This is a genomic window from Aeromonas sp. S2(2024), assembly GCF_041402505.1.
Classification (GTDB): domain Bacteria; phylum Pseudomonadota; class Gammaproteobacteria; order Enterobacterales; family Aeromonadaceae; genus Aeromonas; species Aeromonas media.
The window spans coordinates 266761-288183 of record NZ_JBGLRL010000001.1 but is presented as its reverse complement, the minus strand read 5'-3'; the positions used below and the strand labels follow the sequence as shown (position 1 = coordinate 288183).

The following is a 21423-nucleotide window of genomic DNA, read 5'->3' as shown; positions in this document are numbered from 1 at the left end:
GACCCCGGGCCCGGCACCGGGGTCTGCCCCCTCCCGTTTAAAACGGCTTTTTGCCCACAAGGCGCCATTAGGGGCTGGGCTGCATCCACAAATATGGGTATGGTAGAGGCACGTCATTCCCCCTCACCCAGAGAACACCATGAGCCTGAAGTTCAAGAAACCCGCCTTTATCGCTTTGGGGCTCATCGCCCTCGTGTCCGCCACCTGGCTCGATTTCTATCTGCCGGAACACACCATAGCCACCATCACAGGGGTCGAGGTGAAGCGCACCGACAAGGATGGTCCCATCAGCCAGAAGAACCCGGCCGACGGCCCCATCACCGACGTCTATTACATCTACACCGAGCGTCCCGGCGAGAAGATCCGGGTGTTCCGCAATGAAGATACCGGCTGGGGCTGGCCCTTCTACTTCAAGTTCAATGCCGCCGACGTCCAGGCCAAGGCCAAGTCCATGGAGTTCGAGAAGCGCCTGGCCATCATCACCTCCTACGGCTGGCGGGTGAACATGTTCTCCCTCTTCCCCAACGTCACCAAGATAGAGAGCACCCAGCCCGATGCCTCCACCTGGAGCTTCTTCCGCTGGTTCTGGTTCGGTGTCTGGGCCCTGGTGATGGGCAAGGCCGCCGTCGCGACCTGGCGCTACTTCGACCGTCTCGAGGACGAGATATGAGGGACGCACCGGCATCAGGCGGAGACGGGCAATGACGGAACCGAGCAAGACCCGCACCAGCTTCTACCGGCGGCTCTACGTGGCCCATCTGATAAGCCAGGGCACGGACACTGTGCCCGCCATCATGGCCGCCACCGGCATGCCGCGCCGCACCGCCCAGGACACCCTGAGTGCCCTGGCCGAACTCGACATCAGCTGCGCCTTCGAGCAGACCGAGGGAGCCCGCCACCTGCAGGGCCACTATCGCATCAGCGACTGGGGCCCCATCAATCCTGACTGGATCAAGGCTCAGCTGCCGGTCATCAAGCAGACCCTGGGTTATCCCTGAGGGCGAGCTGGCAATCGATAAATAGAGAGGGGAGCCCAGGCTCCCCTCTCTATTTATCTGCAGGATGCGCCCCTACTCCGGGAAGGGCTCCTCCGGCAGCGGATCCGCCGACTCCCCCTTGGTGCAGTCGATGATGGAGCGCTTGGGGTTGCCCGGGTCACGCAGCAGCAGGGGAGCCTCCCCCCTGTCGTGCTTCTGCTCGTCGGCAAACTCGCTGCCGTAGGCGTTGTGGGTCAGCCTGCGCGCATTGGCGATGGGGGTATCCACAAACAGGGCGTGCACCTCGAAGGTCGAGGCCGGGATCAGAAATCCCGTGATGGGCAGGCCATGAAGCTCCTGGTGGGTCTTGTACCAGGCGAAGCCGTCAGACGTCTTGTCGGGGGTGAAGGTCTTGAGCAGCGGGTGGGACGGCTCACCGCTCTCGCTGTCCAGGTAGAGATCGTCCAGATCGCAGGTCGCCAGCCCCTGCCACATCCTCTCGAAGGGGGTGGCACAGGCCGTCAATTGCATACATGTCAGCAGTGCCAACGTCCCTTTCCACATGCCCAACCCCTTATCCGATGTCGAAGAACTTAGTCAAATGCCCTTAGGCGCCCCACCAGCAGATCGATGAAGCCGACCCTGTCCAGCCCCAGCAACACCCGCGCATTGGCCGCTCTGCCGGTGAGCCCGTAGCGATCCACCACCGTCATCCCAACCGTATGCCTGCCCTGGGTCTCTATGCCGACCCAGCAATCCTGCCCATGAAAGAGCGACGGCGCCAGCAACCAGGCGATGGTACAGGGGTCATGGAGCGGCGCGCCAGCAAATCCCCACTTGGGATCCCGATGGTAGATCATGAAGAAATCGAGCAGGTCCGCCACGCACTGGGCCACCGGGTTGGGGATGGCACGCACCCGCGCTATATCCTCGTCCATCACCTGAGCCTGGTGGGTCACATCCAGCCCGCACAGGGTGATGGGAATGCCGGCGCTGAACACCATATCGGCCGCTTCCGGGTCCACATAAATATTGAATTCCGCCGCCGGGGTCCAGTTGCCCGCCCCCGCCGCGCCACCCATCAAGACGATGCGGCCAATCTTGGATTTCAACTCGGGGTGGGCCGCCAGCAGCAGGGCAATATTGGTGAGCGGACCGGTCGGCACCAGGGTGACCGGCTCCGGGCTCTCGCGCAGGCACTTGGCCATCAATTCGAGGCCCGTCATGGCCTGGGGTGCAAAGGCGGGATCCGGCAGTGTGGGGCCATCCAGACCCGATTCCCCGTGGACGTTGTCGGCGATGATAAGTTCGCGCATCAGCGGCTTGGGGGCCCCCGCCGCCACCGGAATGTCGTGGCGACCGAGCAGGGTGAGGATGCGCAGGGCGTTGTTGAGGGTCTTGTCCGGGGTCAGGTTGCCCGCGCTGGTGGTCACCGCCAGCACCTTGAGTTCCGGGCTCGCCAACGCCAGGATGAGGGCGATGGCATCATCGTGGCCGGGATCGCAATCGAGAATAACGGGCAACGCCATGGAGAGGCTCCTTACGACATGACAGGGAGCCATACCTTAGCAAGCCAGCGCCGAATGAACTCGGGAAGGGGTCACAAAACGGCATCGTCCTGCATTATCAATCACTTGCCACCAGGCACCCCAGGCAGGACCTGGCCAGCTCACGCCGATTCGCCCCGCGCCACCGCTTGGAGTATGATCGCCCCCCGTTTCCAGCCCGTGCGCCCCATGTCTGTTATCGTCGATACCTTTATCGCCCCCCCTTGCAATGCCCAAATAGAGGTCCTGTTCGAGGATGAACACCTGCTGCTCATCAACAAGCCGAGCGGCCTGCTCAGCCTCTCGGGCAAGAACCCGCAGAACCTCGACTCTGTCCACCATCGGCTGGTGCAGGATTACCCCGGCTGCACCCTGGTGCACCGCCTCGACTTTGGCACCTCAGGTCTCATGGTGGTGGCCAGAGACAAGGGCATCAACGGGATGCTGTGCCAGCAGTTCAGCCAGCGGGCGGTGAGCAAGGCCTATGACGCCCTGCTGTGCGGCCATCTGGCGGACGATGAGGGGGTGATCGAGGCGCCCATCGCCAAGGATCCTGCGATCTTCCCGCTGATGAAGATCTGCGCCAGCGGCAAGCCCGCGCGCTCCCGCTATCGGGTGGTGGAGCGACTGATGCGCGAGGGTGCAAGGGGCGAGCCCTTGCCATTGACCCGGGTCAGCCTGGTGCCGGAGACAGGCCGCACCCATCAGCTGCGGATCCACAGCCAGCTGCTGGGTCACCCCATACTCGGCTGCGATCTCTACGGCGGTTTGGTGCTGCCGGGTTGTGAGCAGGCGCCACGGCTGATGTTGCATGCCAGCGCGCTGGATTTCGTGCATCCGGTGAGCGGCGAGCCGATGGCCGTCAAGTGTCCCGCCCCTTTCTAGGGACGTTGGCCGACATCAAACGGATTGGGAGGGGAAAACAGAGAGGCAAAAGGGGACAGGGCAAACGGCGGATAAAGATAGGGGCCGCGCTTTCGCAACGGCCCCCACCCCCCACTCTTTGTGGTGCTATCAGATCAGCTTGCGGGCGGCGCCCAGCACGATCTTGATGGCATCAGATTCGGTTCTCGCCATGGTTTCGGCGTTCGGGATTTCCTGCTGGGTACGGTTGACGATGACACCGGCTACCATGCCGGCGCGCAGGCCCTGGCTGGAGCACATGGTCAGCAGGGTGGCGGACTCCATCTCGTAGTTCAGCACGCCCATGGCTTGCCACTCTTTCATGGAACCCTGGAAACGGCTCACGACGCGGCCGGATACGGTATCGTAACGCTCCTGACCCGGGTAGAAGGTGTCGGAAGAGGCAGTCACACCCACGTGCAGGGTGGAGCCCAGCTCCTTGGCGGTGTTGACCAGCGCAGTGGTGCAGTCGAAGTCGGCCACGGCCGGGAACTCCATGGGCGCGAAGTGCAGGCTGGCTCCATCGAGGCGCACTGAACCTGTGGTGACGATGACGTCACCCACGTTCAGGTGCGGCTGGATGGCGCCTGTGGTGCCGATGCGCAGGAAGGTGCGGATACCCAGTTGGGCCAGCTCTTCCACCGCGATGGAGGTGGACGGGCCGCCGATGCCGGTGGAGCAGATGATCACGGCCTTGCCGTCCATCTCGCCGCGCCAGGTAGTGAACTCACGATGGCTGGCCAGATGCACAGGGTTATCCAACAGCTCTGCGATGCGCTTCACGCGCTCGGGGTCACCGGGAACGATCGCCAGGGTGGCGCCTTGCAGATCCGCTTTCTTCAAACCCAAGTGAAATACATCAGACATAGTGGACTCCTGGTTGCATCCCGCCGCCTCGCGGCCGAGCGCAGTTAAGGTGATTCTTTATGGTATTTTCGAGCCTGTTTCCCTCCATCGGGGAAGGCGCCAACTATGGTCGAAAGCGCTTTCCAATTCCTTGACGCGCTTCACACTTCCACGCATCCGAGGCGCTAAAAAACCGGCAAAACGTTTGCTAACCTGATGAATTTCTTGAAAAACGTTTTTACACGAAACAAGAGGCAAGCGCCCTTGTCAATCCCCGCCTTGCCACGGTTTTTCGGTACGCGATCGAGTTCATAAAGTTGTCAATCAGATACCATTGACCCCGCGTCATCCCCTTGACGCTGTATGTAGGTACCGCATACGACTTGATGACCCCCCATCATGGCGACATCCAGGGCCATGTTGTAGCCCGCCGTGAAAGATGAAAAACCTTTCTGGGGAAAACGACAAGCAGCACACTCCGGGATCAAGGTCGATGACCTTGATGCGCAGGCCGAGCGCGCCCTCAAGCAGGCCTGCGGCTTCGCCGATACCGTTCGCCGAGATCGTCGCCCTCTTCCGCGCCGCCATGTGAGGGGCTGTGGTTTGTCTGGGCCGCCACGCGGCCCTTTTTATTGGCATGAGGATCAATGGCTTTTTACTTCCGCACGGGGAGTGGGTATGATTTGCCGAGCTAAAAAAGACTGTATGGATGATCTGAACCCGATATGCGGATGAAACACCTGATTGCCGCGGCCCTGACCGCCCTCACCCTGTCCGGTTGCAGCCTGGTCTATCGCATCGATATTCCTCAGGGCAACTATGTGGAACAAAAGCAGGTCGACAAGCTGCGCCAGGGCATGACCCGCGAGCAGGTCGAGTTCGTGCTGGGTTCTCCCATGCTGCGCGACGGCTTTGACCCCAACACCTGGTACTATCTCTATGAGTTCCAGCCAGGTCGTGGCGACAAGGAGCGCAAGGAGCTGACCCTGAACTTCGTGGGCGACAGACTCGCCACCGCCACGGGTGACTTCCCCCTCCCCGCTGCCTTCACCACCCCGCTCTGACAGCATCACAAAACCGGCCAAGGCCGGTTTTCTCTTGTCTGGCCTCAGGCCCAGCCTCGCAGGGGCGCACTCCCTGAACCATGATCAAGGACGTCAACGCCCCTCATCATCCCCTCAAGGAGATCACATGAGCCAGATCCTGATCGCCGGGGCAACCGGCCTGGTCGGCCAGGCCCTCATCCGCCAGCTCGGCACCGAGCACCAGCTAACCCTGCTCTGCCGCCAGCCGGGCGAGGCCGCCCCCAACCGGCACTGGCTGCCGGTGAACTTCGAACACCTCGACGAGGTGGCGCTGCCCGGCCCCGTCGACATGGCCTTCTGCTGCCTCGGCACCACCCGCAAGGACGCCGGCTCCGATGAGGCCTTTCGCCGGGTCGATCACGACTATGTGCTGGTCTTTGCCGCCCTCGCCCGTCGCCACGACTGCCGGCGCCTGCTGGTCGTCTCCAGCCTGGGGGCCAATTCGCGCTCTCCCGCCCTCTATCCCCGCACCAAGGGCGAGATGGAGCAGGCCTTGCTGGCCCAGGAGTGGCAGCGACTCGTCATATTGCGCCCCGCCATGCTGCTCGGCCATCGCCAGCCTCCGCGCCGCTCAGAGCAGATAATTCAGGTCATCTATCCCTGCATAAAGCCTCTGCTGCAAGGGCCCCTCAGGCGCTGGCGGGCCATAGAGGCGAGCCAGGTGGCCCATGCCATGACGGTACTCGCCAACCAGGCTCAGGGGGTAGAGATAGTGCAAAACGAGCGGCTGCTCATCCTGTGATGACGCGGGGGCCTCTATCTTCCCATAGGCTCCTGGCGGCGGTACTGAATCAAAAAGAGGCGCCATGGCGCCTCTTCTGTTTTCCCTTGCCAGCCCATCAGGCCGGGTCGCCGTCGTCCCGCTTGCGGTGCACGTCGGGGCGCCCGCCGGTGACCACATCGGCCCGCCCCTCTTCCTTGGCCTTCTCGGCCCGCTTCTTGCGCATCTCCTTGGGATCGGCGATGAGGGGGCGGTAGATCTCGATGCGATCCCCGTCCTGCACCGGCTCGCTCCCCTTGACCGGACGGCTGTAGATGCCGAACTTGTTGACCGAGAGATCGATATCCGGGTGCTTCTGCACTATGCCGGACTGCTCGATGGCGGCCAGCACGCTGGTCCCCGGGGCCACCCGGATGCACAGCACGGTTTGCCGCTCGGGCAGGGCATAGGCCACTTCGATATTGAGCAGATCAGACACCGTAGACCACCTTGGCGCGGTTGGAGAAGGCGAGCACCATGGAACCCACCAGGTCGCGGAAGATCTGGCCAAAGGCCAGCTCGATCAGCTTGGAGGTAAATTCAAAGTCGAGATCGAACTCCACCTTGCAGGCATCCACATCCAGCGGCGTGAAGGTCCACCAGCCCGCCAGCTTGCTGAAGGGGCCCTCCACCAGCTCCATCTTGATGGCGCGGTTGGCGTCGAGCAGGTTGCGGGTGGTAAAGGTTTTGGCGATGCCCGCCTTGGCCACATCCACCGAGGCCATCATGTAGTCCTCACCCGTCTCGTGAACGCGGCTTCCGACACAACCGGGCAGAAACTCGGGATACGCGTGAACATCATTGACCAGACGGAACATTTGTTCCGCGCTGAACATCACCAGGGCACTGCGAGTAATACGGGGCATGGGCTTTCCTCATCCAATCGGGCCGATTTTATCACCTTGCCAGCCAAAATCACCGCCGAAACTGCTCACATGACCGTCACGCGCGCAATTGCCGCCCCTGATGACAAGCTTTACATCACCTTGCCAACCAAAAACATCACCGAACTGCTCACAAAGCCGCCACTCGAGTGGTTGCGCGTTTTACAGCCGCCGCCACCCACGTATAATGCGCCTTCCTAAACATTGCCGAAGGCCCCCGTCATGAGCAAAAAAAACAGTAAAAACAAAGCCGGGTCCAGCACCATTGCACTCAACAGAACCGCCCGTCACGAGTACTTCATCGAAGAGCGCGTAGAAGCCGGCCTGTCCCTGCAAGGGTGGGAAGTCAAATCCCTGCGGGCGGGCAAGGCCAACATCAGCGAAGCCTATGTCATCTTCCTGCAGGGCGAAGCCTTCCTGTTCGGCTCCAGCTTCCTGCCGCTGAACGCCGCCTCCAGCCACGTGGTGTGTGACCCGACTCGCACCCGCAAGCTGCTGCTGAGCCGCCGTGAACTCGACAAGCTCGAGAGCCTGGTTGCCCGCCAGGGCTACACCATAGTGCCGCTGGCGCTCTACTGGAAAGAGTGCTGGGTCAAGGTCGAGATCGGCCTGGTGAAGGGCAAGAAAGAACACGACAAGCGGGAAGACACCAAGGCCCGGGAATGGGACCGGGAGAAGGCCCGCATCATGAAGAACAAGAACCGCGGTTGATTGTGCGCCGCCAGCGCCCATGCGGCGACCAATAAACCAGCAATCGACCGGCCTTGGCCGGTCGATTGCCATCAACGCCTTGCTATGGCAGGATTTTTGCGTACAATCGCTTTTGACAACTTGGGGCTGATTCTGGATTCGACAAGATTCACGAAACCCAAGGTGCATGCCGAGGTGCGGTAGGCCTCGTTAACAAACCGCAAAAAAATAGTCGCAAACGACGAAAACTACGCACTCGCAGCTTAATAACCTGCGCTGAGCCCTTCTACCCTAGCTTGCCTGTGTCCTAGGGAATCGGAAGGTCATCCTTCACAGGATCGTGTGGAAGTCCTGCTCGGGGCGGAAGCATTAAAACCAATCGAGCTAGTCAATGCGTGGCGTGTCTCTCCGCAGCGTGTTGGCGAATGTAAAGAGTGACTAAGCATGTAGTACCGAGGATGTAGTAATTTTGGACGGGGGTTCAAATCCCCCCAGCTCCACCAAATCATGTTCCGGCCGGGAACGAAGAAGTACAGAAACCCGCATTGCCAAAGGCTTTGCGGGTTTTTTGTTGTCCTCAGTAGTCCGAGGAAGTCGCCAGAAACCAGCTCATTTAGTACCATTACTAGTACCACAAGGGCGATGGTACTAAATTCAGTGGTACTAAGAGGCGGCATGGACAAGAAGACGCGTAAGACAGGAACAAACCGGCTTTCTGACACTAAAGTGAAAACAGCCAAAGCAGACATCAAAGAGTTAACCTTGCCTGATGGGGAAGGGTTAGAGCTGAGAGTTAAGCCTAACGGAGGGAAAAGATGGGTTTTCAAGTACCAAAAACCAGCCGATAAAAAGCGCACCAACATGGGATTTGGTACTTATCCAGAAGTCTCCCTTGCCGCTGCTAGAGAGCGGCGGCGAGAAGTCCGCACCCTACTGGCCCAAGGCATTGATCCCAAGCTCCATAAAGAAGAACAGATCGCCACAGCTCAAGCCAAGCGAGAAGCCAGTGCCAACACGTTCGAACGCATGGCGTGCAAATGGCTGGAATTGAAACGCCACAATGTGACAGACGCCTATGCCACCGATTCGTGGCGCTCCCTTGAACTCTATGTGTTGCCCTTCATTGGCTCAATGCCCATAGACCAGATACGTGCGCCTAAAGTTATTGAAATTCTTCGCCCAATTGAAGCAGATGGCAAACATGAGACTGTACGTCGCCTCTGCCAGAGGATTAACGAAATTCTCGACTATAGCGTCAATCATGGCCTTCTCCAGGCTAATCCTTGCTCTGCCATTCGTAAGGTATTCAAGAAACCCACCAAAAAGCACATGCCGACCCTCAAGCCAGCCGAGTTGCCACATCTGATGGCAGACATTGCAAATGGGAGGTTAGACCTCACAACACGCTGCCAAATTGAATGGAGCTTGCATACCTTGGTTCGCCCAGGCGAATCCGCAGGTACTCGCTGGGATGAGATCGATATCGATGCCAAAGTCTGGAACATCACTGAAGATCGGATGAAGAAGGAACGTCCGCACCGAGTCCCTCTGACACCACAAGCAATATCCCTGCTGGAACGGATGAAACCGATTAGTGGCCACCGCCCCTTCGTGTTCCCTGGCTACCGTGATCCACTCGGCCACATCAACGACCAGAGCGCGAATGCCGCCCTCAAGCGACTGGGCTATGGCGGACGACTGGTGGCCCACGGTTTGCGCTCGCTGGGTAGCACCACTCTAAACGAACAGGGATTCAACCCTGATGCCATCGAGGCAGCACTGTCTCACGCAGACGAGAACGAGATCCGCCGTGCCTATAATCGTGCAGATTACTTTGAGCAACGAGTGATAATGATGATGTGGTGGAGCAACCACATTGAACAGGCTAGCCAAGGGAACCTCTCTCTGGCTAGCGGTTTTAGGGAAAGTGCGAACAAGTATCCCACGAACAAAAAATGAAAATTTTAGTCATTTAATATCAATGGGTTACCAGTAAATGCTCTCGTGCCATATGACTTATTCGCACCTTCCCTAGTTATCACCTGACACCGGCCTCAAACCGGTGTCTTGTTTACGCTACTTTAGTGCGCACTTCCTTCGGTATCAATTTCAGACCCTTCTTGAACATGCTGTAGGGGGTCTGACCCTCCATCATCCTGCCCTGATGTGGCCGCTCGGTGTTGTAGTGTTCCAGGTAGCTATCCAGGTCTGTCTGCATCTGTTCTACCGACTCATACCAGGTCGTCCTCCCCTTGATACGGAAGTGCTCATCCAGCAGTGTGCGGTGCAACCGCTCGATAAAGCCATTGCTCTGCGGCCTGCGTACCTTGGTGGTCCGGTGCTCAATCCCCTCCAGTTGCAGGAACAGCTCGTAGGGATGATGGTCAGGGCGCCCACAGAACTCGCGCCCGTTGTCCGACAAGATGGTATAGACCCGAGCCTCATGGGCTTCGAAGAACGGCAGGACCGTTTCGTTGAGCACATGAACCGAGGTCACCGGCAGCTTGCTGGTGTAGAGCCGTCCCCAGGCATGGCGACTGTAGCAGTCCAGCACGGTTTGCAGATACACCTTGCCAACCCCCTTGAGCGCGCCGACGAAGAAGGTGTCAACCGCCACCAGTTCTCCGGTGTAGTGGACCTCAATCTGGCGTTCGCGAAACTCGGGGCTGAAGCGTTCTAACAGGCGGATCTGCTCGTCATTGAGCTCAATCGTCTGTTCCCTATGGGTTTTCTCGAGGCGCAACAAGCGGTCATGCTTGGAGAGCAAGTCGTGACGTTGCCACACGCCACGCACACCGCCTGCACTGACGTTGATGCCTTGCAGAGCCAGTTCTTGCGCGACCCGCAGCGGGCCATGGGTTGGTCTGGTGAGAGAGTAATCGAGGATGGCTTGCTCAATCTCGGGAGCGACCCGGTTGGGATGAGCCCCTTTACAGCCGGGGAGTTTGTCGAGCAAGCCCTCGGCGCCATAGGTCTGGTAGTTACGGCGAATCTCGTAGAACTGCTGACGGCTGTAGCCGATGAGCTTGCAGGCTTTGCTGACGTTATTGAGCTCTTTGGCGAGCTCTAGCAGACTGAGTTTACGACGTGCTACTTTCTCGTTGGTGGTCATACGGTGACTCCGGATAACACGGTAGGGGTACCGTTTTGTTATCCGGTTTGAAGCCGTATGACCACTCCCTTTTGTGGGCAACTGTCAGGTGAATATCATCTCCATACAAATCGTCCCTTTAGATGGCTGCCTATAGGCACCTTCACCGTACGGGTTCGCTTGCTGGCACAGCTGTAATCGGGGGCGCACAGAGGAAACATTCATCAACTAAATCAGAGAGTCGAGTAGCCCTTGGGTCACTCGCAGGGAGAGGCTGAAAATCCCCTTGAGAATCCAGAAGGTAGAGATGGTCTGGCCAGTGAAAGCTGGCTACGTCCCCGTCGCCCGTGATGGTCGGGGTGGAACCATTTTCCATTGCATCTGCATCAACCCAGAAGGCGAGGGAGCCACAGTGGATCAGGAACTTGATGTATTGAGACCAGTTGGTGATGGGGTGAAGCGACTTGATGCAAACATGAAGGGAATGGTGATGATCACCACTCCCTCAGTTAGTTCAATTCAAACGCTCGATTTGGGAAACAATCACACGGCAACCAAATATTCTGGATTTTCCTTGAGACAAGATGGTTTTACAGCATGTACCACTGCATGTACCACTGCATGTACCACCAAAGCTTAGCCTTAAATAATTAATCACATAAAATCAATCAGTTAAAAGCTAAATTCAGACTCCCCCAGCACGTTTGGAAAAGGCCACTTCGCAAGAAGTGGCCCTTTTTATGGATTGCGTTCATGTCTCTGAGCCAGCTCTGGCAGCCTGTCCGGGGGCTGCGGAGGGTGGAATGGCCCTGATGCCGCCCTCTCCCGTGGCAGAGGGCGTCCTCGCGAGGGAGGCTAGTCGACGGGTGTCAGGACCAGCCTGCGCCAGGGCCCCGTGATGTCACAGTGCCCCGTTTCATCCGTATTTTCCCAGCCCAGACGATGGTAGAACGCCAGCGCCGTGGTGTTGCGGGTGGCCACCTTGAGGGATGCCGGGGGTTTGTGTCCGGCGAGCCCGGCGGCCAGCAAGGCTCGCCCCATTCCCTGGCCATGCCAGTCGGCCACCACATAGAGGTGATGCACGAAGCTGTCTTGACCCCAGATGGAGACAAATCCGCAGGGAGTGCCGCCCTTCTCTGCCACCCAGATCTGCTCACCTTGGGTCTGCTCGGCAAAATCCTCCAGCCTAAACAGGGAGGGCTCGACCCAATGAAAGGCCTGTCGCCTTCCCTTGAGGAACAGTTGCGCCAGCATGGGTTCATCTGCATCTCGCATCATTCTGATCATGAAGACATCCTTGATTTGCCTGCTCACTGCCTCCCACTCTCGATGGATCCCGCCGCGCTGTCAAATCGGCAATTTGGACCCCCTTGAATACGTGATGGTGTGATGCAGGGCTGCCTATTTTATCGCCTTAGGGGCTATACTGCCTGGGTCCCGTCCATGACTGGTTTGAGGTTCACTGATTTATGGATAACAAGCAAATAGAAGGCAGTATTCTGGTACCCGCCCACATCGACGATGTCTGGCGGGCCTGGACCACGGAGAGCGGTCTGCGCAGCTTTCTGGCGCCCGAATGCCTGATGGTGGCGGAACCCAACGGTCCTTTCGAAATCTATTTCAGGCCAGAGGCCCCACTGGGGGAACGCGGCAGTGAAGGGTGCCGGGTGATGGCGGTCATGCCCCATGACTTGCTCAGCTTCAGCTGGAATTTCCCTCCCCAGTTTCCCCATATCCGTCAGCAGAAGACCCAGGTCAGCCTGCGCTTCGTGCCCGAAGGCCAAGGTACCCGGCTCCACTTCCTGCAAACCGGCTGGGCCCAGGATCCCGATTGGGACCAGGGTTATGCCTACTTCCGGGAGGAGTGGCTGGAGCTCAGCCTGCCAAGGTTGCAGTATCGCTTCACCCACGGCCCCATCGACTGGAACAATCCGCCGGACAAGCCGCAGTTGAAATCTCTCGCCCAGTGAGGGAGCGATTGAAATGAAGAAGGACCCTGAACGGGTCCTTCTTCATGAGGGATCAGGCGGTCACTCCACCGACTCTTCATCGAACAGGGGGTGATAGAGCACCTCGCCCTGCAGGCCGGTCAGCCCCCCGGGCTGCAGCTCCATCGCCATGAAACAGTCGGCAGGCACCTCGTAGATGCAGTGCAGGCCGAAGTCGCTGGCGGGCCGGAAGCCGAAACGGGCGTAGTAAGCGGGATCGCCAAGCACCACCACCGCCTTCCAGTCCATCTCGAGGGCCGTATCCAACCCTTCCCGCACCAGATCCGAGCCTATACCCTGCCCCTGCCAGTCCGGATGGACGGCCACCGGAGCCAGCCCGAGCCAGGGACCTTCCTGCCCGTCAATGGTGATCGGGCTCAGCATCAGGTGCCCCATGAACTCGTACTCTTCCTCCTCGACCATGGTGACCACGGCGGCCCCACACTCGCGCAGGCGATTGACCAGTTCGGCCTCATCGGGACGACCAAAGGCGGCGCTCACCAGCTCGTAGACTGGCAGCATGTCGCCGGGACGCTCGGTTCTCAACATACAGGGTTACTCCTCGTACAGCAGGGCCGCCATTATTTCACAGAAGTGGCTCCTGACTTGAGCGTCTTTATCCGAAAATGGGAGGGCTGACTCAGGAAAACGAGTGGCAATCCGTGCGCCAAACGTCGCAATACCTCCCCTTCCCACCGGCTTCGTCAACATCAAGCGCCAGGATGATCCCCTAGCAATCGCAGCAGATAACCGAGACCAAGCTCTTTCCGATCCTTGAGCAGGATACCGCCACCATGGGCCTGCATCCCGGGGACCTCAGGTGCCAGCCAGGCGAGCGGATGGCACCTGACCGTCAGCCCTGCGGGGAGGCGCAGCTCACCGCCCGCCTCGGTTCCTTCCATGAAGAGCGCCACCTCCTGCCCTCCGGCCTCGTTCTCATGGAGGATCGCCACCGCCACCCGCTCGTCTTCGAGCCAGGGGGCCAGCGCACCCTTGAGGCCGTCCGGCAGGTGCGGCGGGAGATCCAGCCGCCAATGATCCAGTTCAGCGGGTTGGCGTGCCGACCCGGGCCGCCGACCGCAATGATGCATGCCGAGCTTGGCCATCACCCGGCCGGAGGCCAGATTGCCCGGCATGTGGCGGGCGGTCAGGGCGGGCAGGCGCAACTGCTCGAAGGCAAAGGCCCTGACCAGCTGCGCCGCCCGGGTGGCCAGCCCCCGATTCTGCCAGGGCACACCCACCCACCAGGCCAGCTCACCGTGCCAGTGCAAGGAGATCACCCCGAGCAGAGGGGCCGGCTCATCACGGGTGGGCAAGGTCAGGGCCCAGGTCCACCCCAGCCCGAGGGCGGCCTTGCGCCCGCTCATGGCGAGCCAGTCGCGGGCCGCCTCCAGTGGATAAGGATGGAGGATGTTGAGGGTGTAGCGGGCAAGCGCCTCATCCGAGCAATAACGCACTATGTCGGTCTCATCCTCCGCCTGCAGTGGTCGCAGCACCAAGCAAGAGACTGGTTCGGACGATGGCTCATGCAATGTGGGGATGTACAGGCGCCGGGCAAGCAGTCGCTGCAGTACATCAGCCAGCTCGTCGTCCGCGCTCAGTCGCAGATCCGCGCCACTGGGCCCCAGGGTGAGCAGGCCGCTCTCCTTGGCCAGGGTCAGGAGGACGCTGGAGGCAGAGATCAGGATCTGGCGGCTCGGGTCCGCCGTCATGAGGGGAGACTCATCCTCCCCCAGCCAGGCGGAGAGCAGGCCGCTGGCCGAGAGGATGCCGTCGGGCGGGCAGCAGGCCCAAGGCGCAGGAGTCACTGCCGGCTGCTCGCTACCCCTGCCGCGCAGCAACTGCCAACGGTTGCACTGCTCCTGCCACCCCTGCAGCGCACCCTGCCAGCGAGGCTGCCAGAGCGCCTCTTCTATCAACAGTTCCATGCTTCCCCCTGCGACCGCCGAACTGCGCAGCATAACCGGCTACCAATGGTTTGTTAAACCATATGTTTAGCATGGTTAAACGGCATACCCCATGAAAAAATGCCATATGGCCAGCTTGATGACGGTCACATTAATGCCTCCCTGCCCTTCCTATCATGCCCCCATCTCGCAGCGGCCGGCGCCGCGCGTGAATGACAACGCATAACAAGAGAACACACTATGCAGCAAACCAGCCCACTCAAAACGGTGTTAGTCAGTACCCTGGCGACCGCCCTGCTGATCTTCGTGGCCCAGTACCTCATCGGGAAACAGGAGATCAGGATAGGCATCGCCATCATCCCCATACTGCCCATGCTCTTTGCCGTCATCATCGGCATGATAGTCTCCGCCAAGCCGGTCAAGGATCGCATCCCCGGCTGGAAGCGCCTCTTTGGCGAGAAGGAAGAGGGCTTCTGCGGCAAGATGGTGGGCTTCAGCCTGCTGATCCTGGGTACTCAGTATGCGGGCATGATCATCCCCAACCTCAAGATGATCCTGAGCGTCGGCGTGCCGCTCTTCCTGCAGGAGATAGGCAACCTCCTGCCCATCCTGATCGCCATTCCGCTGGCGGTGAAGTTCGGCTTCGGTCGCCGCGCTATCGGGGCCTGCTCCTCCATCAGCCGTGAACCCTCGGTTGCGGTGATCCAGGGCAGATTCGGCACCGGATCCCAGGAGTACATAGGCGTGCTCGCCATCTACCTGTGCGGCTCCGTCATCGGCACCCTCTGGTTCAGCGTGCTCGGCAGCATAGCGCCCCTCACAGGCCTGCATCCGCTGGCCCTGGCCGCCGGTTCCGGCGTGGGCTCAGGCTCCATGCTGAGCGCCGCCTCCGGTGCCCTGATCAACGGCCTCGACGAGGCACTGGCCCAGCAGGTGCTGAGCATAGCCGCCGCCTCCAACCTGCTCTCATCGGCCCTGGGTGCCCTCTCCCTCACCTATCTGGGGCTGCCCCTTGCCGAGAAGATCTATGCACTGACTGACAAAGGAGCGAAAGCATGAAAAGCATCGTGATGGATATGCGCTTCGTCTTTCTGGCGATCCTGCTGGCCATGTTTACCCAGACCCTGACCACGGGCACCCCGCTCTGGCTCATGGGTGACAGCTTCGTCGCCATGTCCCTGGTGGTGTTCGCCTCCCTGGTGGCCAAGCGCTATCTGCCCTCGTCCCTGCCGGCCTTTGCCTATGCCACCATCATCGGCATCCTCATCTGCCTGCCCGAGACTCCAGTGCGCGGCCTCTTCATCGACGCCGTGGCCAAAATCTCCTTCCTCTCCTGCTGCGTGCCGCTCTTGGCCTTCGCCGGCCTCTCGGTGGGCGGTCAGCTGGAGGAGCTCAAGAAGATGTCGTGGAAGGTGATCCTCATCTTCATGATCGTCTCCACCTGCTGCTTCTTCGGCGCCTCCCTGGTTGCCCAGCTCGGTTTCTCCATTCAAGGGATCATCTGATGAACCACTACCATATCGAACCTAACCTGTTGGCCCTGCGCGGTTTCAGCCACGAGGTGCGCCACCACCTGCACCGCATCCCGGAATACTCCGGGGCCGAGTTCAAGACCTCCGCCTACTGCCGGGGATTGATGGAGGAGTTTGGCTACCAGATCACCGAGTACCCGGGCTTCACCGGTTTTCACGGGGATCTGGTCATAGAGCCTGCGCTTCCCACCATAGCGTTTCGCGCCGACATGGATGGCCTAGAGATGCATGACATGAGCGAGGTGGCGTTCAAGTCCACCCATGAGGGGATGGCTCACAACTGCGGCCATGACTCCCATATGGCGATCGCCCTGACCACGGCGAAATTCCTGGCAGGTCACCGGGAGCGGCTGCGCTACAACGTTCGCGTCATCTTCCAGATGGCGGAGGAGGACATGCGGGTGCCGGGGGCCGAGAAGATGGTGGAGCTCGGCTGCATGAAAGGGGTGGACGAGGTCTATGCCCTGCACAACGACGGCGCCATGGAGACGGGCACCATCAAGTTCAACCAGGGGGTCATGTCCTCCTGGGGCTCGGCCTGGACCCTGGATGTACACGGCATCTCGGCCCACGGCTCCACCCCCCACAAGGGGCTGGATGCCATCCGCGAGGCGGTGCGCATCATCGAGGACATGGACTACATCGTCGCCAAGCGTACCAGCCCGTTCAGCCCGGCGGTGTTCGGCTGCGGCATGATCAACGGCGGCACCATTCCCAACGCGGTGGCCGACCATGTGCAGGCCCGTGGCACCATACGTGCCATGGACGCCGAGACCGACCGGATACTGAAAAACAGCTTCAGGGACATCATCGCCCAGAGCGAGCTGCGCGGCTTCAAGACCACCATGGTCCATGCCGGCTACCCGGCGGTGGAAAACCACACCGAGGCCTGCGAGCGCCTGCAACAAGCCGCCGCCGATGTGCTGCCGGCTGAGGGAATCAATGCCCAGGGTCAACCCATGACAGGCAGCGAAGACTTCAGCTACATGATCAACGCCACCCCGGATCGCAAGGGGGCCATGTTCTTCCTCGGCAGCGGCAATCAGGCCAAGGGGATCTGCAACTACCTGCACGCCAATCCCTATTACCTGGACGATGACTGCCTGCTGATTGGCGCCCAGATCTTTGTCAATCTGGCGACCAGACGCACCTGACGGGCAAGGGGGAGCTGCAATTACTCACATCATGCATCCCCCAACTATCTGGCAGGTGGGCCGCGGAGGCCCGCCTGCTGACCCGCACCCTCAACAGCAAGGAGGCGGTGGGTATAAGGCAAGATCGATGGATGCACTGCCAGCGTACAACCTGTCGCACAGCCAGATGGTGAAGATGGCGGCGAGCCTGAAGAGAGACACGACGAGTCAGCTGAGTTTTCATATGGCGTCGGCGTTCCTCATCCATGACTGCGCTGCATGCCGTATGTGCCAGCGGGCAATCTCCCAAGGCGGGGAGCGGACCTTGAGCCACAAGCTAGGTTGTTTGTTCTGCCCATCAGAAGAGAGCGATATTGGCCGTGCAGTGTGAAGGCAAGGTCACAGAAGGAGAATATGAAAAAAGCGAATAAAAAAATGCCAGTCAAACTTAACTGACTGGCATTACGCCGTGGCGTCTTTGGGCTGATGTCAGGCTGCGACAATCCCTGACAACATACCCGTTTATTTCACCGCATCGAAGGTCAGCAGTGTCGCCTGCTCTGCATTCTTCAGCACCAGCTGTTTGCCGCTTATCTGGAAGCTTGCCACCTTCTCCAGCGCCTGCAGGTAGTTCATCTCCTTGCCGGCCAGATCCCCTGTACACATCATGCGAGTCGCCCCCATGGGGCCCAGAGCCAGAATACCGTCCCCCTGCTCTGTGATGCCGCCAAAGTAGCGGTTGCAGCCGCCCTTGCCTGCCACCTTGTCGCCGGCGACCTGCAGGGTGAAGGTATCACCGCTCGCCCCTTGCAACTGCCAGGTCGATGCTTGCAGCTCTGCCAGGGTAGAACCCGTTGCCATGGCGCAGCCTCCCAGGGCCAGCGCAGCCAGCAGGGTCAGTTTCTTGTTCATGAGTTCACCTCGTGATGGAGAAAGTCGTGAAGACACAGAGTGAGGGGCCTGTTTATCATGACTCTGGCGCCCATCAAAACTCTTTTATTGTGATCGGGGTTCCCTTTACTCCCTGCTGGCATGTGCCATGCTTGTAGTCCTGTTCCGGACCCAGGGAGGGGAAACGAATGGTCAAGTCTCTCGTCATCGCACTCGCATTCGGTCTCACTTTTTCGGCCCAGGCCGCCGACTGGGATTTCCTCAAAAACGAAGCCGACAGCCAGCTCTACGTGAAAAGCTATTCCGGCGTACTGCTCGGCAACCAGGCCCATACGGGCGACAATTTCGATATCTGGCTCATCAACACCGGCTACCAATATCCGGTAGAGGATGATATCAGCCTCTACATGGAGGCCGGACCGGCAGTGGGCAGCCACAGCGAGCAGGCCGGCTTCAATATCAGCTCGGGGGTGCGCTACCGCCTATCCCCCTCACTGAACATCGGCAGCCAACTCAAACAGCTGGAGGTGAGCAAGCCCAGCACCCTGGTGGAGCTCAACAGCAGCCTGCTGGTGACACCGCAGTTGGCCATCACCGCCAACTACGGCCTCAGTGCCTTCAGCACCGAGCAGTTCCTCACCCTGGGGGTAGGTTTCAACTTCTGAGGGATCAGAGGAGCCTGGCGCCACTGACCAGCACGCCATTGAGATCGGCGTAGACATAATCCCCCGGCGCTATGCTGACCCCGGCAAAGGACAGCACCACATCCAGCTCGCCCTGTCCGCGTTTCTCGGTTTTGACCGGACAGGCCGCCAGCGCCTTGACCCCCAGCGCCAGCGTCGCCAAAGTGCCCACATCCCGCACGGCGCCGTGGATCAGGATCCCTTCCCATCCCTGCTCCACCGCCTTGATGGCCAGTTGGTCCCCCAGCAGCGCCCGGCGCAGGGAGCCACCGCCGTCGATCACCATCACCTTGCCATGACCGGGGCTCGCCACCAGCTCCCGCACCAGGCTGTTGTCCTCGAAGCAGGAGAGAGTGACCGCCTCACCATAAAACAGCGGCTTGCCGCCATAATCGTGAAACAGCGGCTCTGCCACCTGCAGGGCATCGCCATGTTGATCGCAAAGGTCGGGCAGTAGATCCAGCATGGTCAGCATCCTTCCATGGAGTGAATGAGTCCGCTCATTCTTTCATCATGTGGACAGGCTGACAATCCAGCGGGCAACCGACATACCCGGATGGTGTGGCTCCCGTCCAGCCTCTCATCATGCGAAAGCTCTGAGCATCCAGCGGGAAGTCAGTCTGCCAAGATGGCATGGCTCCCCCTTCAGCAGGACGGGCACCAACCAGAGCTCCCCCTCTACCACCCAGTAGAGGGCATTCTGCCCGAAGCGGGCGGCCAGTCGGATGGCCTCGCCCTGAGGAATGTGCAGCAACAGGGACGCCTCCTGCCAGCACTCATCCGGAGCGCTGCCCCACACGGGCCCCATCACCAGGGTATCGGCAAGGTGGCGTGACAGGGCGCGTTGACGTCGGGCGTTGCGGCGCATCCCCACCCGCTGGCCGGCCGGATTCCAGGCCGTGACGATGGCATAGGCAGCCCAGACTGGCGGTGCGAAGGGGGCAATAAAACACACATTTCTGTAGTTTTCCCACAAAGTCATGTCAACCACATGTTACATCCCATTACATTTCTTAAGGGCGAAAAAGCGGGCCAGCCCACGTATGATGCAGCGAACCTCGGGATTGACTTATATCAAACCTGAGTTAAAAAGTTGCTATCTGACGGCAAAGAGTGTTGTTATGCGCCTGTTAACTGATAAAATGCAGCAACTTTTGTAATGGACTACCTTTCCAGGCTTCTCTCGATCAGACTTGTTGAGAGCCTATGTGCGGCACAGGGATGTTTGCCAACATAGATACCAAATTCGCGATGATTCGACCTGACATTCATACCCAGGATGACGTAATAAATTTTCAGGACCGGTCGGATAACGCCAAAGAGTGTTAAAATTTCGATAATTAACTGATAAGAATCTGGGAATACTCATGCAAACACCACATATTCTGATCGTCGAAGACGAGCTGGTCACCCGCAACACCCTCAAGAGCATCTTCGAGGCCGAAGGCTACATAGTGCTGGAAGCCAACAATGGCGACGAGATGCATCAAGCCCTGACCAGCCACACCATCAACCTGGTGATCATGGACATCAACCTGCCGGGCAAGAATGGCCTGCTGCTGGCGCGCGAGCTGCGTGAAGATGACAATATCGCCCTGATGTTCCTGACCGGTCGTGACAACGAAGTGGACAAGATCCTGGGGCTGGAGATCGGCGCCGATGACTACATCACCAAGCCGTTCAACCCCCGCGAGCTGACCATCCGTGCCCGCAACCTGCTGAGTCGCACCATGAACGTGACCGCCGGTGGCGAAGAGAAGAAGCTGGTGGAGCGTTACCTGTTCAATGGCTGGGCGCTGGACATCAACAGCCGTGCACTGGTCAGCCCGGCAGGCGACATGTTCAAGCTGCCCCGCTCCGAGTTCCGCGCCATGCTGCATTTCTGCGAAAACCCGGGCCAGATCCAGACCCGTGCCGAACTGCTCAAGAAGATGACAGGCCGTGAGCTCAAGCCCCACGATCGTACCGTGGATGTCACCATCCGCCGCATTCGCAAGCACTTCGAGAGCGTGGGCGACACCCCGGAGATCATCGCCACCATTCATGGCGAAGGCTACCGCTTCTGTGGCGAGCTGGAGCAGGAATAATCCCTGCCCGGTGAAGCGAGAGGCGCCTGTGGGCGCCTCTTCTACTTGTGGCTGGTGCAAGTCGCCTGTCCGCCAAAACAAAAAGCCCACTCAGTCGAGTGGGCTTTTTGCATGAAAACTGGAGCGGGCAGCGGGAATCGAACCCGCATCATCAGCTTGGAAGGCTGAGGTAATAGCCATTATACGATGCCCGCAAGGCATCAGGAACGCAGCATATACAAGGCATGGAATCAGCGTCTGAAGAGACGTGCCAGAAGCAGGCAACAACGAGACGGGACAGATACCTGGTATCAGAATGTGGAGCGGGTGATGGGAATCGAACCCACGTATGCAGCTTGGGAAGCTACCGTTCTACCATTGAACTACACCCGCGTCAGTGGCCTCTACTATATGCATTTTGCCGGCGAGCGCAATCACCG

The 21423-nt window shown here is 59.6% G+C and carries 26 protein-coding genes, 2 tRNA genes, 1 other RNA gene and 2 pseudogenes; 16 read left to right on the top strand and 15 right to left on the bottom strand.

Annotated features, from left to right (window positions below; all coding sequences use genetic code 11):
* The first annotated feature begins 139 nt into the window (after window positions 1–139).
* Both ACB039_RS01370 and ACB039_RS01365 read left to right on the top strand, forming a co-directional pair.
* Entirely contained in the window at window positions 140–670 is a 531-nt protein-coding gene (locus tag ACB039_RS01370) for a DUF1523 family protein (protein ID WP_171275726.1), read from the top strand.
* 31 nt (window positions 671–701) lie between these two features.
* A complete protein-coding gene (locus ACB039_RS01365) occupies window positions 702–998 on the top strand; it encodes a helix-turn-helix domain-containing protein (RefSeq protein ID WP_106887438.1) in 297 nt (98 codons plus the stop codon).
* Between the two features lie 72 nt (window positions 999–1070).
* Here ACB039_RS01365 and ACB039_RS01360 read toward each other — a convergent pair whose 3' ends face one another.
* Both ACB039_RS01360 and rihA read right to left on the bottom strand, forming a co-directional pair.
* On the bottom strand, window positions 1071–1541 hold the full coding sequence (locus tag ACB039_RS01360; protein ID WP_111911189.1) for a hypothetical protein: 471 nt from the start codon (window positions 1539–1541) through the stop codon (window positions 1071–1073).
* Window positions 1542–1570: 29 nt separating this feature from the next.
* Entirely contained in the window at window positions 1571–2506 is a 936-nt protein-coding gene (rihA, locus tag ACB039_RS01355) for a pyrimidine-specific ribonucleoside hydrolase RihA (RefSeq protein WP_371164974.1), read from the bottom strand.
* 174 nt (window positions 2507–2680) lie between these two features.
* Between rihA and ACB039_RS01350 the strand changes: the two genes are divergently transcribed.
* Window positions 2681–3409, top strand: a complete 729-nt coding sequence (locus ACB039_RS01350) for an RluA family pseudouridine synthase (RefSeq protein WP_371164973.1) — start codon at window positions 2681–2683, stop codon at window positions 3407–3409.
* A gap of 129 nt (window positions 3410–3538) precedes the next feature.
* Here ACB039_RS01350 and udp read toward each other — a convergent pair whose 3' ends face one another.
* Entirely contained in the window at window positions 3539–4294 is a 756-nt protein-coding gene (gene udp / locus ACB039_RS01345; protein WP_025326293.1) for a uridine phosphorylase, read from the bottom strand.
* Window positions 4295–4998: 704 nt separating this feature from the next.
* On the opposite strand from udp, the gene ACB039_RS01340 reads away from it, so the two are divergent.
* Window positions 4999–5337: an outer membrane protein assembly factor BamE gene (locus ACB039_RS01340; RefSeq protein ID WP_005325779.1), complete on the top strand. Its 339-nt coding sequence runs from the start codon at window positions 4999–5001 to the stop codon at window positions 5335–5337.
* A gap of 127 nt (window positions 5338–5464) precedes the next feature.
* Window positions 5465–6100 (top strand): NAD(P)H-binding protein, encoded by a 636-nt coding sequence (locus ACB039_RS01335; RefSeq protein ID WP_371164972.1) that lies wholly within the window; start codon window positions 5465–5467, stop codon window positions 6098–6100.
* 97 nt (window positions 6101–6197) lie between these two features.
* Here ACB039_RS01335 and ACB039_RS01330 read toward each other — a convergent pair whose 3' ends face one another.
* Both ACB039_RS01330 and ACB039_RS01325 read right to left on the bottom strand, forming a co-directional pair.
* Window positions 6198–6557, bottom strand: a complete 360-nt coding sequence (locus ACB039_RS01330; protein ID WP_371164971.1) for an RnfH family protein — start codon at window positions 6555–6557, stop codon at window positions 6198–6200.
* A complete protein-coding gene (locus ACB039_RS01325; RefSeq protein WP_043133123.1) occupies window positions 6550–6984 on the bottom strand; it encodes an SRPBCC family protein in 435 nt (144 codons plus the stop codon). The genes ACB039_RS01330 and ACB039_RS01325 overlap by 8 nt, the downstream gene beginning before the upstream one ends.
* Here ACB039_RS01325 and ACB039_RS01320 point away from each other — a divergent pair.
* The 4 genes from ACB039_RS01320 (at window position 6910) to ACB039_RS01305 (ending at window position 9651) form a co-directional block, all read left to right on the top strand.
* Window positions 6910–7203 carry a hypothetical protein gene (locus ACB039_RS01320; RefSeq protein ID WP_371165049.1) on the top strand — a complete coding sequence of 98 codons (294 nt, stop codon included), beginning with the start codon at window positions 6910–6912 and terminating at the stop codon, window positions 7201–7203. The genes ACB039_RS01325 and ACB039_RS01320 overlap by 75 nt on opposite strands.
* Window positions 7204–7224: 21 nt before the next feature.
* Window positions 7225–7713, top strand: a complete 489-nt coding sequence (smpB, locus tag ACB039_RS01315; RefSeq protein ID WP_041206169.1) for an SsrA-binding protein SmpB — start codon at window positions 7225–7227, stop codon at window positions 7711–7713.
* Window positions 7714–7835: 122 nt separating this feature from the next.
* Window positions 7836–8195: a transfer-messenger RNA gene (gene ssrA, locus ACB039_RS01310) on the top strand.
* A gap of 172 nt (window positions 8196–8367) precedes the next feature.
* On the top strand, window positions 8368–9651 hold the full coding sequence (locus ACB039_RS01305) for an integrase domain-containing protein (protein ID WP_371164970.1): 1284 nt from the start codon (window positions 8368–8370) through the stop codon (window positions 9649–9651).
* Between the two features lie 112 nt (window positions 9652–9763).
* On the opposite strand, the gene ACB039_RS01300 is transcribed toward ACB039_RS01305, so the two are convergent.
* The 3 genes and pseudogenes from ACB039_RS01300 to ACB039_RS01290 form a co-directional block, all read right to left on the bottom strand.
* Window positions 9764–10804 carry an IS481-like element ISAs19 family transposase gene (locus ACB039_RS01300; protein ID WP_103243302.1) on the bottom strand — a complete coding sequence of 347 codons (1041 nt, stop codon included), beginning with the start codon at window positions 10802–10804 and terminating at the stop codon, window positions 9764–9766.
* Between the two features lie 108 nt (window positions 10805–10912).
* Window positions 10913–11252: pseudogene (locus ACB039_RS01295) on the bottom strand (transposase); the annotation flags it as partial.
* 386 nt (window positions 11253–11638) lie between these two features.
* Window positions 11639–12070: a GNAT family N-acetyltransferase gene (locus tag ACB039_RS01290; protein ID WP_041206179.1), complete on the bottom strand. Its 432-nt coding sequence runs from the start codon at window positions 12068–12070 to the stop codon at window positions 11639–11641.
* A gap of 182 nt (window positions 12071–12252) precedes the next feature.
* On the opposite strand from ACB039_RS01290, the gene ACB039_RS01285 reads away from it, so the two are divergent.
* The gene (locus ACB039_RS01285) at window positions 12253–12753 is read left to right on the top strand and encodes an SRPBCC domain-containing protein (protein WP_371164969.1); all 501 of its coding nucleotides are present in this window, start codon (window positions 12253–12255) and stop codon (window positions 12751–12753) included.
* A 60-nt stretch (window positions 12754–12813) separates the two neighbouring features.
* Here the strand turns inward: ACB039_RS01285 and ACB039_RS01280 are convergent, their stop codons facing one another.
* Both ACB039_RS01280 and ACB039_RS01275 read right to left on the bottom strand, forming a co-directional pair.
* Window positions 12814–13320 (bottom strand): GNAT family N-acetyltransferase, encoded by a 507-nt coding sequence (locus ACB039_RS01280; RefSeq protein ID WP_043130113.1) that lies wholly within the window; start codon window positions 13318–13320, stop codon window positions 12814–12816.
* Between the two features lie 161 nt (window positions 13321–13481).
* Window positions 13482–14699, bottom strand: a complete 1218-nt coding sequence (locus ACB039_RS01275; RefSeq protein ID WP_371164968.1) for a GNAT family N-acetyltransferase — start codon at window positions 14697–14699, stop codon at window positions 13482–13484.
* 219 nt (window positions 14700–14918) lie between these two features.
* Between ACB039_RS01275 and ACB039_RS01270 the strand changes: the two genes are divergently transcribed.
* The 4 genes and pseudogenes from ACB039_RS01270 to ACB039_RS01255 form a co-directional block, all read left to right on the top strand.
* A complete protein-coding gene (locus tag ACB039_RS01270) occupies window positions 14919–15737 on the top strand; it encodes a DUF3100 domain-containing protein (RefSeq protein WP_043130116.1) in 819 nt (272 codons plus the stop codon).
* Window positions 15734–16183 carry a hypothetical protein gene (locus ACB039_RS01265; protein ID WP_005339141.1) on the top strand — a complete coding sequence of 150 codons (450 nt, stop codon included), beginning with the start codon at window positions 15734–15736 and terminating at the stop codon, window positions 16181–16183. The genes ACB039_RS01270 and ACB039_RS01265 overlap by 4 nt, the downstream gene beginning before the upstream one ends.
* Window positions 16183–17364, top strand: a complete 1182-nt coding sequence (locus tag ACB039_RS01260) for a M20 family metallopeptidase (protein WP_371164967.1) — start codon at window positions 16183–16185, stop codon at window positions 17362–17364. The genes ACB039_RS01265 and ACB039_RS01260 overlap by 1 nt, the downstream gene beginning before the upstream one ends.
* A gap of 86 nt (window positions 17365–17450) precedes the next feature.
* Window positions 17451–17795, top strand: a pseudogene (locus ACB039_RS01255) (IS4 family transposase); the annotation flags it as partial.
* A gap of 70 nt (window positions 17796–17865) precedes the next feature.
* On the opposite strand, the gene ACB039_RS01250 reads toward ACB039_RS01255, so the two are convergent.
* Window positions 17866–18255 (bottom strand): META domain-containing protein, encoded by a 390-nt coding sequence (locus ACB039_RS01250; protein WP_371164966.1) that lies wholly within the window; start codon window positions 18253–18255, stop codon window positions 17866–17868.
* A gap of 167 nt (window positions 18256–18422) precedes the next feature.
* Between ACB039_RS01250 and ACB039_RS01245 the strand changes: the two genes are divergently transcribed.
* Entirely contained in the window at window positions 18423–18899 is a 477-nt protein-coding gene (locus ACB039_RS01245) for a hypothetical protein (RefSeq protein ID WP_005325850.1), read from the top strand.
* Window positions 18900–18903: 4 nt separating this feature from the next.
* On the opposite strand, the gene ACB039_RS01240 is transcribed toward ACB039_RS01245, so the two are convergent.
* Together ACB039_RS01240 and ACB039_RS01235 are read right to left on the bottom strand one after the other, a co-directional pair.
* A complete protein-coding gene (locus ACB039_RS01240) occupies window positions 18904–19383 on the bottom strand; it encodes a putative 4-hydroxy-4-methyl-2-oxoglutarate aldolase (RefSeq protein WP_043130163.1) in 480 nt (159 codons plus the stop codon).
* A 117-nt stretch (window positions 19384–19500) separates the two neighbouring features.
* The gene (locus ACB039_RS01235; protein ID WP_371164965.1) at window positions 19501–19899 is read right to left on the bottom strand and encodes a DUF3293 domain-containing protein; all 399 of its coding nucleotides are present in this window, start codon (window positions 19897–19899) and stop codon (window positions 19501–19503) included.
* Between the two features lie 385 nt (window positions 19900–20284).
* Here ACB039_RS01235 and arcA point away from each other — a divergent pair, with 385 nt between their 5' ends.
* Window positions 20285–21004, top strand: coding sequence for a two-component system response regulator ArcA (gene arcA / locus ACB039_RS01230; RefSeq protein ID WP_005325853.1), 720 nt, complete (start codon window positions 20285–20287; stop codon window positions 21002–21004).
* Between the two features lie 119 nt (window positions 21005–21123).
* On the opposite strand, the gene ACB039_RS01225 is transcribed toward arcA, so the two are convergent.
* Window positions 21124–21198 (bottom strand) — tRNA-Gly (locus ACB039_RS01225).
* A 104-nt stretch (window positions 21199–21302) separates the two neighbouring features.
* A tRNA-Gly gene (locus ACB039_RS01220) sits at window positions 21303–21376 on the bottom strand.
* Window positions 21377–21423 lie beyond the last annotated feature (47 nt).